The 13524-nt window shown below is 67.6% G+C and carries 14 protein-coding genes; 5 read left to right on the forward strand and 9 right to left on the reverse strand.

All coding sequences use genetic code 11. The features are described from left to right. Nucleotides 1-587, reverse strand: a 587-nt coding sequence (locus AC1D15_RS06060; protein WP_477825296.1) for a DNA cytosine methyltransferase, incomplete at its 3' end; no start/stop codon positions are given. Nucleotides 588-1260: 673 nt separating this feature from the next. Between AC1D15_RS06060 and AC1D15_RS06065 the strand changes: the two genes are divergently transcribed. Further along, a complete protein-coding gene (locus AC1D15_RS06065; protein ID WP_477825297.1) occupies nucleotides 1261-1905 on the forward strand; it encodes a glutathione S-transferase family protein in 645 nt (214 codons plus the stop codon). Nucleotides 1906-1911: 6 nt separating this feature from the next. Here the strand turns inward: AC1D15_RS06065 and AC1D15_RS06070 are convergent, their stop codons facing one another. Then, a complete protein-coding gene (locus tag AC1D15_RS06070) occupies nucleotides 1912-2781 on the reverse strand; it encodes an LEM-3-like GIY-YIG domain-containing protein (RefSeq protein ID WP_477825298.1) in 870 nt (289 codons plus the stop codon). A gap of 17 nt (nucleotides 2782-2798) precedes the next feature. After that, nucleotides 2799-3299 (reverse strand): hypothetical protein, encoded by a 501-nt coding sequence (locus AC1D15_RS06075; RefSeq protein WP_477825299.1) that lies wholly within the window; start codon nucleotides 3297-3299, stop codon nucleotides 2799-2801. Between the two features lie 263 nt (nucleotides 3300-3562). On the opposite strand from AC1D15_RS06075, the gene AC1D15_RS06080 reads away from it, so the two are divergent. The 3 genes from AC1D15_RS06080 (at nucleotide 3563) to AC1D15_RS06090 (ending at nucleotide 6791) form a co-directional block, all read left to right on the forward strand. Next, nucleotides 3563-5620, forward strand: a complete 2058-nt coding sequence (locus tag AC1D15_RS06080; RefSeq protein WP_477825300.1) for a M14 family metallopeptidase — start codon at nucleotides 3563-3565, stop codon at nucleotides 5618-5620. 73 nt (nucleotides 5621-5693) lie between these two features. Beyond that, a complete protein-coding gene (locus AC1D15_RS06085; RefSeq protein ID WP_465110492.1) occupies nucleotides 5694-6332 on the forward strand; it encodes a LysE family translocator in 639 nt (212 codons plus the stop codon). 120 nt (nucleotides 6333-6452) lie between these two features. Beyond that, nucleotides 6453-6791, forward strand: coding sequence for a PRC-barrel domain-containing protein (locus AC1D15_RS06090; RefSeq protein WP_465110493.1), 339 nt, complete (start codon nucleotides 6453-6455; stop codon nucleotides 6789-6791). Between the two features lie 57 nt (nucleotides 6792-6848). Here AC1D15_RS06090 and AC1D15_RS06095 read toward each other — a convergent pair whose 3' ends face one another. Beyond that, nucleotides 6849-7526 (reverse strand): CE1 family esterase, encoded by a 678-nt coding sequence (locus AC1D15_RS06095; RefSeq protein ID WP_477825301.1) that lies wholly within the window; start codon nucleotides 7524-7526, stop codon nucleotides 6849-6851. An 86-nt stretch (nucleotides 7527-7612) separates the two neighbouring features. Between AC1D15_RS06095 and AC1D15_RS06100 the strand changes: the two genes are divergently transcribed. Beyond that, nucleotides 7613-7879: a hypothetical protein gene (locus AC1D15_RS06100; protein WP_477825302.1), complete on the forward strand. Its 267-nt coding sequence runs from the start codon at nucleotides 7613-7615 to the stop codon at nucleotides 7877-7879. Nucleotides 7880-7983: 104 nt separating this feature from the next. Here AC1D15_RS06100 and AC1D15_RS06105 read toward each other — a convergent pair whose 3' ends face one another. The 5 genes from AC1D15_RS06105 to AC1D15_RS06125 form a co-directional block, all read right to left on the reverse strand. Beyond that, the gene (locus AC1D15_RS06105; protein WP_477825303.1) at nucleotides 7984-8628 is read right to left on the reverse strand and encodes a dihydrofolate reductase family protein; all 645 of its coding nucleotides are present in this window, start codon (nucleotides 8626-8628) and stop codon (nucleotides 7984-7986) included. Nucleotides 8629-8694: 66 nt separating this feature from the next. Beyond that, complete coding sequence (locus AC1D15_RS06110) at nucleotides 8695-9861, reverse strand: AAA family ATPase (RefSeq protein ID WP_477825304.1); 1167 nt, start codon at nucleotides 9859-9861, stop codon at nucleotides 8695-8697. Between the two features lie 3 nt (nucleotides 9862-9864). Beyond that, complete coding sequence (locus AC1D15_RS06115; protein WP_477825305.1) at nucleotides 9865-10761, reverse strand: RNA ligase family protein; 897 nt, start codon at nucleotides 10759-10761, stop codon at nucleotides 9865-9867. Between the two features lie 151 nt (nucleotides 10762-10912). Continuing rightward, the gene (gene dsbD, locus AC1D15_RS06120; RefSeq protein WP_477825306.1) at nucleotides 10913-12766 is read right to left on the reverse strand and encodes a protein-disulfide reductase DsbD; all 1854 of its coding nucleotides are present in this window, start codon (nucleotides 12764-12766) and stop codon (nucleotides 10913-10915) included. Beyond that, the coding region (locus AC1D15_RS06125; protein ID WP_477825307.1) for a hypothetical protein at nucleotides 12763-13524 on the reverse strand (762 nt) is incomplete at its 5' end. The genes dsbD and AC1D15_RS06125, both read right to left, overlap by 4 nt.

Consider the following 13524-nt stretch of genomic DNA (forward strand, 5'->3'; position numbering starts at 1 on the left):
GCACCGTAGTTGACCGCGTTCACTTCGAATACATCCAGGCGGTAGTCGGCAGCGGTGGAGGCACGAAGATCCGCTACGAACGACCTCAGCACGGACCCTGGCTGCTCGTCGGCATCGAGTGGCGGGCCACCTTTGTCGGGGCGCTCTGCCAAGGGCCTGTGTCTGATGGCGGCGGAGACGAGTCCGCGCACGTTCTCCATCAAAAAAAACTTCGGCTTCAATGCCTCGACAAAGCGGAGGAACTCCCAGAGCAACGTCCCACGCGGGTCTTGCACTGTTCCCCTGCGGCCTGTCGTGCTGAAAGATTGGCACGGCGGGCCACCCACAAGCAAGTCCAGCTCGCCGGGCTCCAGCCCGAGGTCTTCCATCAGCTGCTCGGGCGACAGATTGCGTATATCGCCCTCATAGACCTTCATCTTCTTGCTTGAGGTAAGTCCGGCATCTCGATTGATGCGAATGGTCTCGCAGAAGGCGTGCTGTGACTCAACTGCGGCGAGGGTCTGGAACCTGCCGGTTTGCTCCAGGCCGATGTCCAGCCCCATTGCTCCTGAGAAGAGAGAAACGACCTTGAACTGACGCTTTGGCATGTTGGCTTTTCTGTGTAGATGGTCGCTGGCTACTTGCTTGACTTGGGTGCAGCTTCACCCGGAGCCTCTTGTGACAGCAGGCGGTAGACGGCAAGGTTGATGATCGCCGCTCTTGTTTGGCCCATTGCTTCCGCAAGCCCGTCAACCCGCAAGAGCAGATCGGGAGAGATGGTGTGCGAGATTTGTAGTCGGGAGCCCTTGCGGACGCCCTTGGAGGCACCAGCTTTTGGCGGTCGGCCTCGCCTGACAGTGTTGGGCGCTAGTGGAGACAAAAGACCATCTCACTGAGAGTTGATGATTAATGTTAATCCAATATTTTATCTGGTGTAAAGGCATATCAGGATTCGGCGTTGGTGGGCTTTGGATGGCGATGCTGCCATCGAGGTGGCTCATGGCGTGATCCTGTGGGCGCCCAGCACCTTGAGCATTCACGCGCACGTTCCATCTGTTGCGCCCGCAGTGCCGCGGCAGTCGACCAGAGGAGGTCGTGGCGCTCTATGCTGATTCCTCTCCTTCTTGCTCCCACGGCTGGCCACCCGCGCAAGGTCGTCACGAAGAACAGAAGACGTACGTGACCACCGCAGCAACATCAATCTCGGCTAGGGTTTGTGCATCCCACATCGTCATGCCGCTACCCTCCGCAGCACCCCACCCTCAGCGAAGGACGGCCCCTATGCTCAAGCTCTACGGCTTCTCCAAGGTCAACGCCGCCGCCCGCGGCCACACCCGTGATCTGCGCGTGCTCTGGGCGCTCGAAGAGATGCAACTCCCGTTCGAGATCGCCGGCATGGATCACCCCGCGCACGACCTCAACACCGAGGCCTATCGCCGGCTCAGCCCGTTCGAGCAGATCCCGTCGATCGATGACGACGGCCTGCGGCTGTCCGAATCCGCCGCCATCGTCCTCTACCTCGCCAAGAAGTCCGGCCGACTGATCCCCGGCGACCGCGCCGGCGAGGCGCAGGTGATGCGCTGGTGTTTTGCCGCGATGAACTCGGTCGAGATGCCGCTGCTCAGCCTGCTGGTGCTCGATTGGTCGGCCGATGGCAGCTGCGGCAAGCACCGCGAGTTCCTGGTCGGCTGGGCGAACCGGATGCTGGGCAACCTGGATCGCTGGCTCGCCAACCGCGAGTTCGTCGCAGCCGAGAGCTTCACCGTCGCCGACATCCTGATGACGCACGTGCTCTCGTCGGGCATCAAGGACGAGTCATTGATCGCGCCGTATCCGCAGCTCGTGTCGTACCGCGATCGGTGCATGGCCCGGCCCGCGTGGCAGCGCACCTTCGCGGCTTACTGCGAGCGGGTAGAGGCGGCCTAAAGTCCACTACGCCAGTGCTCGCCATGTCTGCCGATCCCGGTGCCCCCGCAAGTAGCGGAATTCCCCGGGCCTGAACTCCACGACAAGGTACCCGGGCCGCATCCAATACCCCTTCGCCGGGCTGATGACAGCCGCGAAGTTCTTGTCGACGAACTCGTGCCCAGGCAACTCGGCGCCGACGAAGGCGCGCTTGCCCGGCATCGACTTGGCAAGTTCCCAGTGATGGATCTCGAACACCGCGCGCGCGATGTCATCCGCTATGCCGACCGCCAGTGCCGCTGTGGCATTGCGGAACTCCAGCCCCACGGTCCATGCCTCGCGCGTTATCTCATAGAGCGACGGCGGCGGCGTGCGCTTCAGACTCTTTGGGATCGGAAAGACAAACACCATGCTGTAGTTCGACTGCGGGGCCACCGCCCGAGCCGCCATGTCGGCAACGTCCCGCGGCGTCAACCAGCCCAGCGATGTCCATTCACGCTTCATATTCGTGAGCGCTCCGCCACCCACCGACTGTCCCGGCAGGCTCTGCATCACATCGATCAAGGCCGCTTCGACATGCCGTGCCTCTTCGGGCCCCAAGCCCCAGCGCGCGATCGCCCACTCCACGGCCCGGCCTGCGCGCCAGATGTCGATGATGCGAAGGTGCTTGGAGCCGTGCAGCGTCGTGGTGTGGACTGCCAGCAACTTCTCCGCTTCGTCGAAGTGATCGAGCACGCGCCGATTTCCTTCGCCTGAGCCCCCCGCCTTGCCGACGTAGAACACCTGACCGTCGCGCGGGTCGCGCAGCACGTAGACGTAGCACTTCAGCTGCGGCCTGAGCAATGCATCGAAATCGATCCGATCATTGCAGCGGCGGACTTGCGGTTCGATGTCCATCAGTCCTTCCCGTGATGTCACTCCAGCGCGTACGCCCACCCCACGTCGGATACCTTGCCCGCGACCACCGAGAACACCAGCCGATCGTGCTGCCCCCGCCATTGGTAGACCCAAAGCTGTCGCGTCGTCGCCACCCGTTGCGCCCCGTCCGCCCGCGCCTCCATCAACCTCACCACCCCTTCGCACTCCGCCGACGGGCAATTCACCCGCGCATCCGGCTCGCCCATCCGCTCCCGCACCCGCTCCACCGGCGTCCCCGCTGCTGACAACCCAGCAGCCAGGCATTGCATCACCTGATGCTTGCGCCCCTGCCACCGATCCACATCGGCTGCCCAGTTCCCACCATCAAAGTGCCCGCGCACTGTTCGCAATGCAGCAAATTCCTTCGCCCATTGCGCATCGTTGCCTTCGCACGCACGCGAATTACCGCAACACGCGGCCATTGCCAATACCCAATAAATAACCTTGTTCATCTTGTTACTCCCCTCGCAGAACAGGGAGAAGTCCCCCAGAATCATTCGGCGCTCCGATGGGTGATCCCCAGCCGAGAGCGTGCGCCGATCCAGCCCACGCAGCTGGGCTGGTACCGTAAACCACAAGGGAGCTTTCCATGACCAACGTACGTCCGCAATCGCGGGCGGCACTTGCCGCGTTGTTCCTTGCAGTTTCCGCAGTACCGTCAGCCTTCTCGCAGTCGTCATCTACGCAGTCCGCATCCCCGCAGTCCGCATCCCCTGCACGCCTTCCCGGGCAAGTCACACCGCAGGATTCCGCCACCGAAATGCGCCTGCTGCGACAGCAGGAAAAGCAGCGCACCAACATCTACAAGGCCTTCTACCCCGACGCAGCCATGCTGCGCAAGGCCGCCGTCACCTTCCACGCCAACCTGCTCGAATCCAACTACGAGCAAGGCTTCCTCGTCCTCGAGCTCGAAACCGCCGACATCGCCGCATTGCGCAGCTTCGGCTTCCGCATCGAGAACGCGCCCGAGTTCATCCAGCGCCGCGATGATTTCCTGGCCGCCATCCAGGCCGCTGCCGACGCGAAGAGCCGCACCACGGCTCCCGGCGCGTCGACCGACAGCACCGGCATCACCGGCGCCGCGGCAGGCGACGCCACCATCCAGTCCATCCCCGGCTACAGCTGCTACGAGACGGTGGAGGAAACCTTCACCGCCGCGTCGGCCTTCACCACCACCTACCCGACGCTCGCGAGCTGGATCGACATCGGCGACTCGTGGCAGAAGACCGTCGGCTCCGGCGGCTACGACATCCGGGTGCTGAAGATCACCAACAGCGCCATCGGCGGCACCAAGCCCAAGCTGTTCGTCAACAGCGCCATCCACGCCCGCGAGTACACCACCGCGCCGCTGAACCTCGAGTTCGCGCGCTGGCTGCTCAACGGCTACGGCACCGACCCCGACGCCACCTGGATCGTCGACCACCACGAGGTGCACCTGCTGCTGCAGACCAACCCCGACGGCCGCAAGAAGGCCGAGGGCGGGCTCTCCTGGCGCAAGAACACCAACACCGCCTATTGCGGTGCCACCAGCAACACGCGGGGCGCCGACCTGAACCGCAACTTCACGTTCGGCTGGAACAGCACCGGCGGCTCGGGCTCCAGCGGCAACCAGTGCGACCTCACCTACCGTGGCGCATCGGCCGGCTCCGAGCCCGAGACGCAGGCGGTGCAGAACTACATCCGCAGCATCTACCCCGACCGCCGCGGCCCGAACCCGGGTGATGGCGCACCGGTCGACACCTCGGGCATCCACATCGACGTGCACAGCTACAGCCAGCTGGTGCTGTGGCCCTGGGGCACCACGTCGACGCCGACGGCCAACGCCACCGCGCTGCAGACGCTGGGCCGCCGCCTCGCGTACTTCAACGGCTACACGCCGGAGCAATCGATCGGCCTCTACGCCACCGACGGCACCAGCGACGGCCCGAGCTACGGCGAGCTCGGCGTGGCGGCCTACACGATCGAGCTGGGCTCCAGCTTCTTCGAGAGCTGCACCACGTACAACAGCACGACCAAGCCGAAGAACCTGCCGGCGCTGATCTACGCCGCCAAGGTGGTGCGCGCGCCGTACCAGATTCCGGCCGGTGCCGACGTGACCACGGTGACGCTCGGCAGCGATGCCAGCGGCGGCGGCGTGCTCGCCGGCACGCCGGTCGCGTTGACGGCCTCGGCCACCGACACGCGCTTCAACCAGACCAACGGCACCGAGACCGTGCTCAACGTGACCGGCGCCGAGGCCTACATCGACACRCCGCCCTGGGTGGCCGGTGCGGTCGCGATCCCGCTCACCGCCACCGATGGCAGCTTCAACCAGACCACCGAGTCGCTCAGCGGCACGCTGAGCACCACCGGGCTGGCGCTGGGCAAGCACCTGGTGTTCGTGCGCGCGAAGGTGTCGTCGGGGCAATGGGGGCCGGTGACGGCGCAGTTCCTGAAGATCGCGAGCGTGGTCACGCCGGGCAACAACGAGACCGAGCCGAACGACAACATCGGCACCGCCAACACGGTGGCAGCGGCCGGCACGTGGAACGGCGCGATCGGATCGTCGACCGATGGCGACTACTTCCTCGTGAACCTGCCGGCCGGCAAGACGCTGACCGCCACGCTGACGCCCAACGCATCGAGCGACTACGACCTCTACATCTACAACGCGTCCGGCACCCAGCTGGCCGCGAGCGAGAAGGGGGTGGGTGTCGTCGATTCGGCGAGTGTCAGCAACACCGGCACGGCGGCATCGGCGCGCTACGTGCGCGTGAAGTTCTACAGCGGCGGCACCGGCGCGACCAGCGGGAAGTACACGCTGGGCTTCGGCTGGTGAGTCTCTGAGGGAATGGGTGCGCCGCTAACATCGGCGCACCCGCTGCACCTGCGGCACGCTCCTGCCTCGCCCCATGACCTTCTCCGACTGGCTCACCTTCCTCACCATCGCGCTGTTCGTCACCTTCACGCCTGGCCCGGCCGTGCTGCTGGCGGTGTCCAACTCGATCGGCGTCGGCCCGGGCCGCGCGATGATCAGCTCGCTGGGCAACGCCGTCGGGCTGCTGCTGGTGTCCCTCGCCACCACCGTCGGGCTCGGCGTCGTGCTGCAGACCTCGGCCACGGCCTTCCTTGCACTGAAGCTGCTCGGCGCGGGCTACCTGGTCTACCTCGGCATCCGGCAGTGGCGCAGCGGCGGTGCGATGTTCGCCGAGGCGTCCGGCGCGCAGGCGCGGGCCGGTGCACCGGCCTGGCGGCTCTTCGGCAATGGCCTCACGGTGGCGCTGACCAACCCGAAGGCGATCCTGTTCTTCAGCGCGCTGTTCCCGCAGTTCATGAAGGCGGGCGACGGTGCGGTGCAGCAGTTCGCGCTGCTCACGGTCACCTTCGCGGCCTGTGCCGTCTTTTCGCATGCGGTGTACGTGCTGCTTGCGCGCAGCGTGAAGGGCCGGCTCGCCGATCCGCGCCGCGCACGGGTGCTGAACCGCGTCTTCGGCGGCAGCTTCGTCGTGCTGGGCGTCAGCCTGCTGGGGCTGCGCAGCAAGGCAGTCTGAGGAAGATTCCTACAGCCGGGCCGCGCCTGCGCTGATGTTCGGCAAGGGTCGCGCATGGACCAATGGGGGTTCAGGCCACGGGCATGTCGCCCGCGGCAGAGCGCAGTGAAGGAGACCCTCATGAGCAATCCCGTCATCTCTTCCGACAAGGTCGAAGGCACCACCGTCTACGCCAGCAACGGCGACAAGCTCGGCTCGATCGACGACCTGATCATCGACAAGCGTTCCGGCCAGGTGCGCTATGCAGCGCTCGAGTTCGGCGGCTTCCTCGGGGTCGGCACCGACCGCTATCCGGTGCCGTGGGCGATGCTGAAGTACGACACCAACCTCGACGGCTATGTCGTGCCGCTGTCCGAGAAGCAGCTCGAAGGCGCACCGCGCTACGCGCAGAACGAGGAGCCTTCGTACGACGACAGCTACGGCCGCCGCGTGTACGACTACTACGGCGTGGGCTGGTAAGCGGCTTGCCCGCTCTGCCCGGCCGGGGGCGCAGCCAGGTGCCGCGCCCCCGGCGTTTCAGAAGCGGTCGAAGAACGACTTGATTTCTGTCGCGGCGAAGCCCGGCGGCCAGTGCCCGCCGTTGGTGTACCCGCACCAGGCCACCGGCTTGTTGTCGGTGCAGCCCTGGTAGATCACGCAGCCATTGACCCCGATCTTGGTGGTGGTCTGGCTGCAGCTGTTCTTGGCGATGTACTTGTCGCGCGCCTCTTCGCCGAACTGGTAGCCGACGACGGCATCTTCCTTGGCATGCAGCAGGATCGCCGCGGTCTTGTTCGATGACGTGGCGCAGCCGCTCCAGACGGATCCCGACATCGGCGCCACGGCGCGGAAGACATCGCCCATCTGGCAACCGATCGCGTTCGACATCATTCCGCCGAAGCTGAAGCCGGTCGCAAACGTGTGGCTCGTGTCGGTGCAGAGCCCTTGCTTGAGCTGGTTGACCATCGCGCCGATGAAGCGGATGTCGCGGTCATTCGGATTGGCCCAGCCGGCGTCCAAGCCCGCCGGGGCGACGAAGACCGCGCTCTCGCCGTAGAGCTCCTTCAAGCCATAGAAGGGCTTGCCGCTGGCCCAGCTGTTCCCGTTGTAGACATCGGTGGCACTGCCGTCGCGCCAGTGCAGGCCGACGATCAACGGATAGGCGTTGTCGTTCTTGTAGCCGGACGGAACGCGAACCCAGAACTCACGCGTCACGCCATCTGAAGTCAGGGTGTATTTGCCGCTCGCAAACTGGGCGGCCTTGCCGCATCCGACGCTCTTGTTGGTGGGGGCAGGAGCCGGTGCTGGTGCTGGTGCTGGTGCTGGTGCTGGTGCTGGTGCTGGTGCTGGTGCTGGTGCTGGTGCTGGTGCTGGGGCTGGGGCTGGGGCGGGGGCGGGGGCGGGAGCGGGTGCGGGCGCAGGTGCAGGTGCAGGTGCAGGTGCAGGTGCAGGTGCAGGAGTTGGTGCGCCAGCAACAGGGGGTGCCGCTGTGTCCGAGTCGTCGCCGCTGCCGCAGGCAGACAAGACAAGCGCGCACAGCAGTGCGCTGGCCGCGTTGGAAGGAGTGAGGTGTCGGCGTGTCATGCGCCATTGTGTGAGGCTCGGTGTCAGGAAACTTGACGGCCCGGTGACGGTTTGCCGGTCAGGGCATGGGTTGTTGCAACAGGATGAATCAGCCCTTCGTCAGCACGACGTGCTGCGCCTTCGGCGTCCCCACATGCTCGGTGCACCGGAAGCCCTGCGCCGTCAGGTCGATGCCCGCCAGCAGCGCTTCGCCGCGGCCCAGCAGCGTCGGCGAGATCGCCAGGTGCATCTCGTCGATCAGCCCGGCCTGCAGGTACTGGCGGATCGTCGCGACGCCGCCGCCCACGCGCACGTCCTGCCCCTTCGCCGCATCGCGGGCACGCTCCAGTGCCTCATGGATGCCGCCGGTGACGAAGTGGAAGATCGTGCCGCCCTTCATCTCCAGCGGTGCGCGCGCATGGTGCGTCAGCACGAACACCGGCACGTGGTACGGCGGCGTGTCGCCCCACCAGCCCTTCCATTGATCATCCGGCCACGGCCCGCGCACCGGGCCGAACATGTTGCGCCCGAGGATCCACGCGCCGACGTTCTCGAAGCTGCGCTTCGCGAAACCATCGTCCACATTGGCCTCCCCGCCGCCCTGGCCGGTCATCGCCTGGAAGGTGGTGGTGCCGAAGAACCATTCGTGCAGCGTCTCGCCGCCGACGCCGAGCGGGTTCTGCAGGCTCTGGTCGGTGCCGGCACCGAAGCCGTCGAGGGATACCGAGAAAGCTGCGACTCTGAGTCTGGACATGTGGGTCTCCGTGAGAGGGTGATGTCTGAACGCGACGATCGAGGTCGGCCGGAATCGACAACAGGCTCAGCGGATTCTGCTCGCTGCTCCTGCGCCCTCATCCACCAGGTAGTCGACGCGGTGTGCCTCCCAAGGCATCGGCACCTCCCAGCGGTGCAGCATGCGCAGCAGGTCCTTGTTGGTGAGCGTCGTGTCGCGCTGCCGGTTGCGGGCCAACACCACCGCCTGCGGCGCCTCCAGGTACACCAGCCTCACCTGCGCGTCGTAGGCGTACAGCAGGTCCAGCGTCTTGCCGCGCATGTCGTTCGACAGGTGGGTCGCGTTCCAGACGAAGGGCGCCTTCTCGCGCAGCAGCGACTTCGCCTTGTCGATCGCATGGTGCGCGGCCCGCCCGTCGTTCTCGCCGTGCTTCAGCCCGAGCTCGGCCTTCGCATCGTCGAACGACACCACCGGCAGGCTGCCCGCATGCGCCGCCACCCAGGTGTCCTTGCCCGACGCCGGCAACCCGCACATCACCGTCACCTCGCTGCCCGGCAGGCGGTGCAGCGCATAGGCCGGGTCGATCGCCATGCCGCGCGCATACATCAGCCGGGTGTGCGCATCGGCGGCCGCCCACGGCCGGTCCCAGCAACCCAGCTCGCGCGCGAGCTCGCCGAACAGCTCGATGTCGGCCAGGTGCCCCGCCCGGTCCTCGCAGCGGCGGCCCACCATGTCGGCGCGCGCCACCGCGGCCAGCTCGCTCACATCGAGCTCCCACGAGAGCCGGCGCACGATGTACTCCGGCGTCTCGCCGCGCCGGCTCGCGAACGCGAAGAACGGCACCTGGTGCACGGCGATGATGCGGCACACCGCCTCGCGCAGCGCGAATGGCGCGCCGGCCCGCCACAGCAGTGCGCGCACGTCGATCGCGCCGCGCCGCGAATGGCCCGGCTGCCCGATCGCACCGGTCACCGGGTCGATCACCGTGGTGTCCGGCTTCGCGATGTCGTGCAGCAGCGCGGCGAGGAACATCACCGCCCGGCGCTCGGGTGCGGCCGATTGCCACGCCGCATCGGCGAGCAGCGCATCGAGCACCATCCGCGTGTGGATGCCGACGTTGCCCTCGGCATGGTGCCGCGGATCCTGCGGTGTCTGCTCCAGCGCCACCAGCCCCGGGATCAGCTCGCACCACGCGGCCCAGTCGAAACCCGCCCCGGGCGCGGGGATGAGGGCCTGCACTTGCTTCCAGTCCATGGCTCAGCCTCCGTTCGCCTGGGCGGGCTTGAACGCCTTCAGCGCCTCGAGCGAGGTGATCGTGCGCAGCCCGAGCGAGGCCCAGTCGGTCTCCACGCGCGGTGCGTAGATGTCCACGCCGTCGGCCAGCAGGTTCGGCAGGATCGGCCGCTGCAGGTGGTGCGAGCCCGAGTCGAGGATCGTCTGCAGGAAGTCGTGCCGCACGAGCTTGTAGCGCGCCTCCACGTGGTCGTCGTTCTCGACCTTCAGGTACAGGCCTTCCGATGCATCGCTGTCGTTGGTCTGCTGCCAGGTCAGCTCGAGCGGCAGGCCTTCGCGCTGCACCTGCTGCTCGAAGCGCGTGCGCCAGCCGGGGCTCTTCGCGAGCGAAGGCTGGATCAGCTTGCGCAGCAGCTTCGCATCGGTCGGCATCGGGCCGGCGTAGAGCACCGGCACCGAGACGACCGGCAGCCCCGCGAGCATCTCGTGGCGCCGCTTCGTCGACAGGAAGCGGCCGCTGCGGCGGTCGAGCAGGTCGAACTCCAGCAGCAGGTGCGGCAGGCGGTCGTACCAGACCGAGTGCTTCGCGTACATCGCCTCGCCGTAGAGCAGCCAGCGGTCTTCGAGCACGTGCAGCAGGCGATCCGCATGGGCATGCGCCCAGGGCTTGAGCCAGTTGAACTGGCGCTCGCTGCCGCCGCCGGTCAGGTAGTGGCCGCGCGACTGCAGCAGCAAATCGCCGCCGTCGGTGAACGACAGGCCGCAGTTCGCGCCGTCGAATTTCTCCTCGATCACGACGTGGCGGCCGGCCAGCGCGCGCAGCGGCATCTGGTCGGACGCATCGTCACCGTCTTGCAGGCGGCTGCCTTCGAGGTGCGCGGTGCGCGGGTATTTGGTGAGGTCCAGCGAGTGGAGGTTCATCGTCGTCTCCGAGGGTTCAGGGGAATGAACCGACGACGATGGCCGCGGGGGATGCGGCTACATGAGCGGGTCGTCGGTCAGGCGGTGACGAAGGCGCGGGGCATGTTGAACTCCAGCTGCACAGAGGCGTTGGGTGAAAAGAAGGGCGCGATCATAGCCCAGCAGCGGTGAGCGCGTCGCCGAACTCCGCCGGCGGCTGGAACCCCACCACCCGCGTGCCCGCCTTCTCGCGGCCGCTGCCGTCGAAGAACACGATCCCCGGCGGCCCGAACAGCCCGAAGCGCTTCAGCAGCGCCTTGTCGTCGGCACTGTTCGCCGTCACGTCCACTTGCAGCAGCAGCGCGTTGTTCATGCGCGCCTGCACCGGCGGCTTGCTGAAGGTCAGGTGCTCCATCTCCTTGCACGAGACGCACCAGTCGGCATAGAAGTCCAGCATCGCCGTCTTGCCGCCCGCGCTGCCCAGCGCAGCCTCGAGCTCGGCCACGTTGCGCACGCGCTTGAAGGCGGGGCCGTCGACTGCTGCCTGGACCGCGCCACCGCGCGGGCCGGCGGCGCTGAAACCCGCCAGCGGCTGCAGCAGATCGCCGCCGCCCGACAACGCACCGGCCACTTGCGCCACGCCGACCAGCCCCAGCACCAGCGCCACGCCGCGCAGCAGGCGGTGCTTGCCCGACAGTGGCGCGCCGCGCCCGTCGAACAGCCACACCGCACCGACCAGCAGCCCGGCACCGACGATGCCCATCACGACCGCCGCCGGCAGCACCGGCGACACGATCCACAACGCCACGCCGAGCAGCAGCACGCCGAACAGGTGCTTCACGCCCTCCATCCACGCACCGGTGCGCGGCAGCAGCGAGCCGGCCGACACGCCGACCAGCAGCAGCGGCACGCTCATGCCGGCTGCCAGGCTGAACAGCGCGAGCCCACCGATCAGCACGTCGCGCGACTGGCTGATGAAGACCAGCGCGCCGGCCAGCGGCGCCGCGACGCACGGCCCGACGATCAGTGCCGACAGCCCGCCCATCGCGAACACGCCCACGTGCTGCCCGCCGCGCAGGCGGCCCGCACCGGCGTTCAGCTTCTCCTGGATCGCGCTCGGCATCTGCAGCTCGTACACGCCGAACATCGACAGCGACAGCAGCGCCAGCAGCAGCGCGAAGGCGCCCAGCACCCACGCGTTCTGCAGCGCCGCGGCGAGACCTTCACCGGCCAGCCCGGCGGCCACGCCGAGCGCGGTGTAGACCAGCGCCATGCCCAGCGAGTACGCGAGTGCGAGGCCGAAGCCGCGTGCCCGCGACACCGGGCCGCTGGTGCCGACGATGATCGACGACAGGATCGGCACCATCGGCAGCACGCAGGGCGTGAACGACAGCAACAGGCCGGCGACGAGGAACACGCCGGCAACGGTCAGCAGGCTGCCCGAGCGCAGCGCGGATTCGACGCGGGCGCCGGCCGAGCCGGTGGCCGCCGGAGCGGCTGCCGAGGGCGTGGTGGCCGATGGCGTGGTGACGACAGCAGGCGTTGCCGCGGGCGGCAGGCCGTCAGGCAGCCACGCCACCTGCTGCAGTGCGCCGTCCTTCACGCGCGCGCTGATGCCGGCGTTCTGCGGCGGATAGCACAGCCCCTTGTCGGCGCAGCCCTGGTAGCCGATGGCCACGCCGAAATCACCGCTCGCCGTGCGCAGCGGCAGCGCCACCGTCACCGCACCGCGCAGCGTCTCGGTGTACCTGCCGAAGCCTTCGTCGTACTCCTGCCTGCCGTGCGGCAGCACCGGCTCGGCCAGCGCGGCCGTGGCGGGCGCAGCAGCCACTGGCTCACCGACCGTGATGCGCTCGCGGTACAGGTGATAGCCCGGCGCCACGTCGAAGCGCAGCTCGATGGTCTGCGCATCGCGCAGCTGCACGCTGGTGCGGAAGGCCTGCGCGGGGTCGAGGAACTCGTCCGCCGCGAAGGCCGGCGCCGCGAGCAGCGCCACGGTGGAAACCAGCCAACGCCAGCTCGTCATGATCCGCACCCGATGCGGCTGGTGTGCAGCGCGACGTCGTCGAGCCACACGGTGTTGCCCGTGCCGCCGTACGACTCCCAGCCCAGCTTCAGGTCGGTGACCTGCGGCTTCCACGAAGGCCGGCTCGCGAGCCAGGCCTGGTCCACGTCGGCGGTCTGCGTCGAATCGAGCTGCAGCGCGGCCACGGCCGTGCCGTTGACCCAGGTCTGCATCGTGCCCATCGCCGAGTTCAGCCCGAACTCGATGCAGGTCCAGGTGGCGGCCGGCAGCTTCGCGCTCAGCGAGATGCCGGTCGGGCTCAGCGACGGCAGCGTCGCATCGTCCTTCGAGCGGTTCCACATCAGGATGCCGGCCTGGCCGCCCATGCGCAGGTCCTGCATGCTGCCGTCGACCGATTCGATCGCGTCGTGCATCGACATGAAGGTCACGTGCGGATCGCCGAGTGCCGTCGCGAGCCGGATGTAGAAGCGGCCGTAGATGACCGGGCCCATCGACGCCGCCTTCGTGTTGATGATGAAGGCGTGGCCGCAGTAGCTGCTGCCCGGGTCGATGCGCACCGATTGCTTGCCGCCGTGCGACACCGCGCCGTCGATCGTCGCCTTGCCGCTGTTGTCGAAGCAGTTCGGCCCGCCGACGCTCCACAGCGCCGGGTTCGGCACCGCGCCGGCGGTGGTCGACTCGAAGTCGTCGCACAGCGCGAGGTCGGTGCAGGCCAGCGTGGCGGGGGCAGGCGCCGGGGCCGGGGCCGGGGCCGGGGC

The sequence above is a fragment of the Rhizobacter sp. P2_H2 genome (assembly GCF_056403375.1).

What these genes read in the sequence shown, in the direction of transcription:
- AC1D15_RS06065 (WP_477825297.1), top strand. Translation starts at nt 1,261, where the DNA reads ATGCTCAAGCTCTACGGCTTCTCCAAGGTCAACGCCGCCGCCCGCGGC.
- AC1D15_RS06070 (WP_477825298.1), bottom strand. Translation starts at nt 2,781, where the DNA reads ATGGACATCGAACCGCAAGTCCGCCGCTGCAATGATCGGATCGATTTC.
- AC1D15_RS06075 (WP_477825299.1), bottom strand. Translation starts at nt 3,299, where the DNA reads ATGATTCTGGGGGACTTCTCCCTGTTCTGCGAGGGGAGTAACAAGATG.
- AC1D15_RS06085 (WP_465110492.1), top strand. Translation starts at nt 5,694, where the DNA reads ATGACCTTCTCCGACTGGCTCACCTTCCTCACCATCGCGCTGTTCGTC.
- AC1D15_RS06090 (WP_465110493.1), top strand. Translation starts at nt 6,453, where the DNA reads ATGAGCAATCCCGTCATCTCTTCCGACAAGGTCGAAGGCACCACCGTC.
- AC1D15_RS06105 (WP_477825303.1), bottom strand. Translation starts at nt 8,628, where the DNA reads ATGTCCAGACTCAGAGTCGCAGCTTTCTCGGTATCCCTCGACGGCTTC.
- AC1D15_RS06110 (WP_477825304.1), bottom strand. Translation starts at nt 9,861, where the DNA reads ATGGACTGGAAGCAAGTGCAGGCCCTCATCCCCGCGCCCGGGGCGGGT.
- AC1D15_RS06115 (WP_477825305.1), bottom strand. Translation starts at nt 10,761, where the DNA reads ATGAACCTCCACTCGCTGGACCTCACCAAATACCCGCGCACCGCGCAC.
- dsbD (WP_477825306.1), bottom strand. Translation starts at nt 12,766, where the DNA reads ATGACGAGCTGGCGTTGGCTGGTTTCCACCGTGGCGCTGCTCGCGGCG.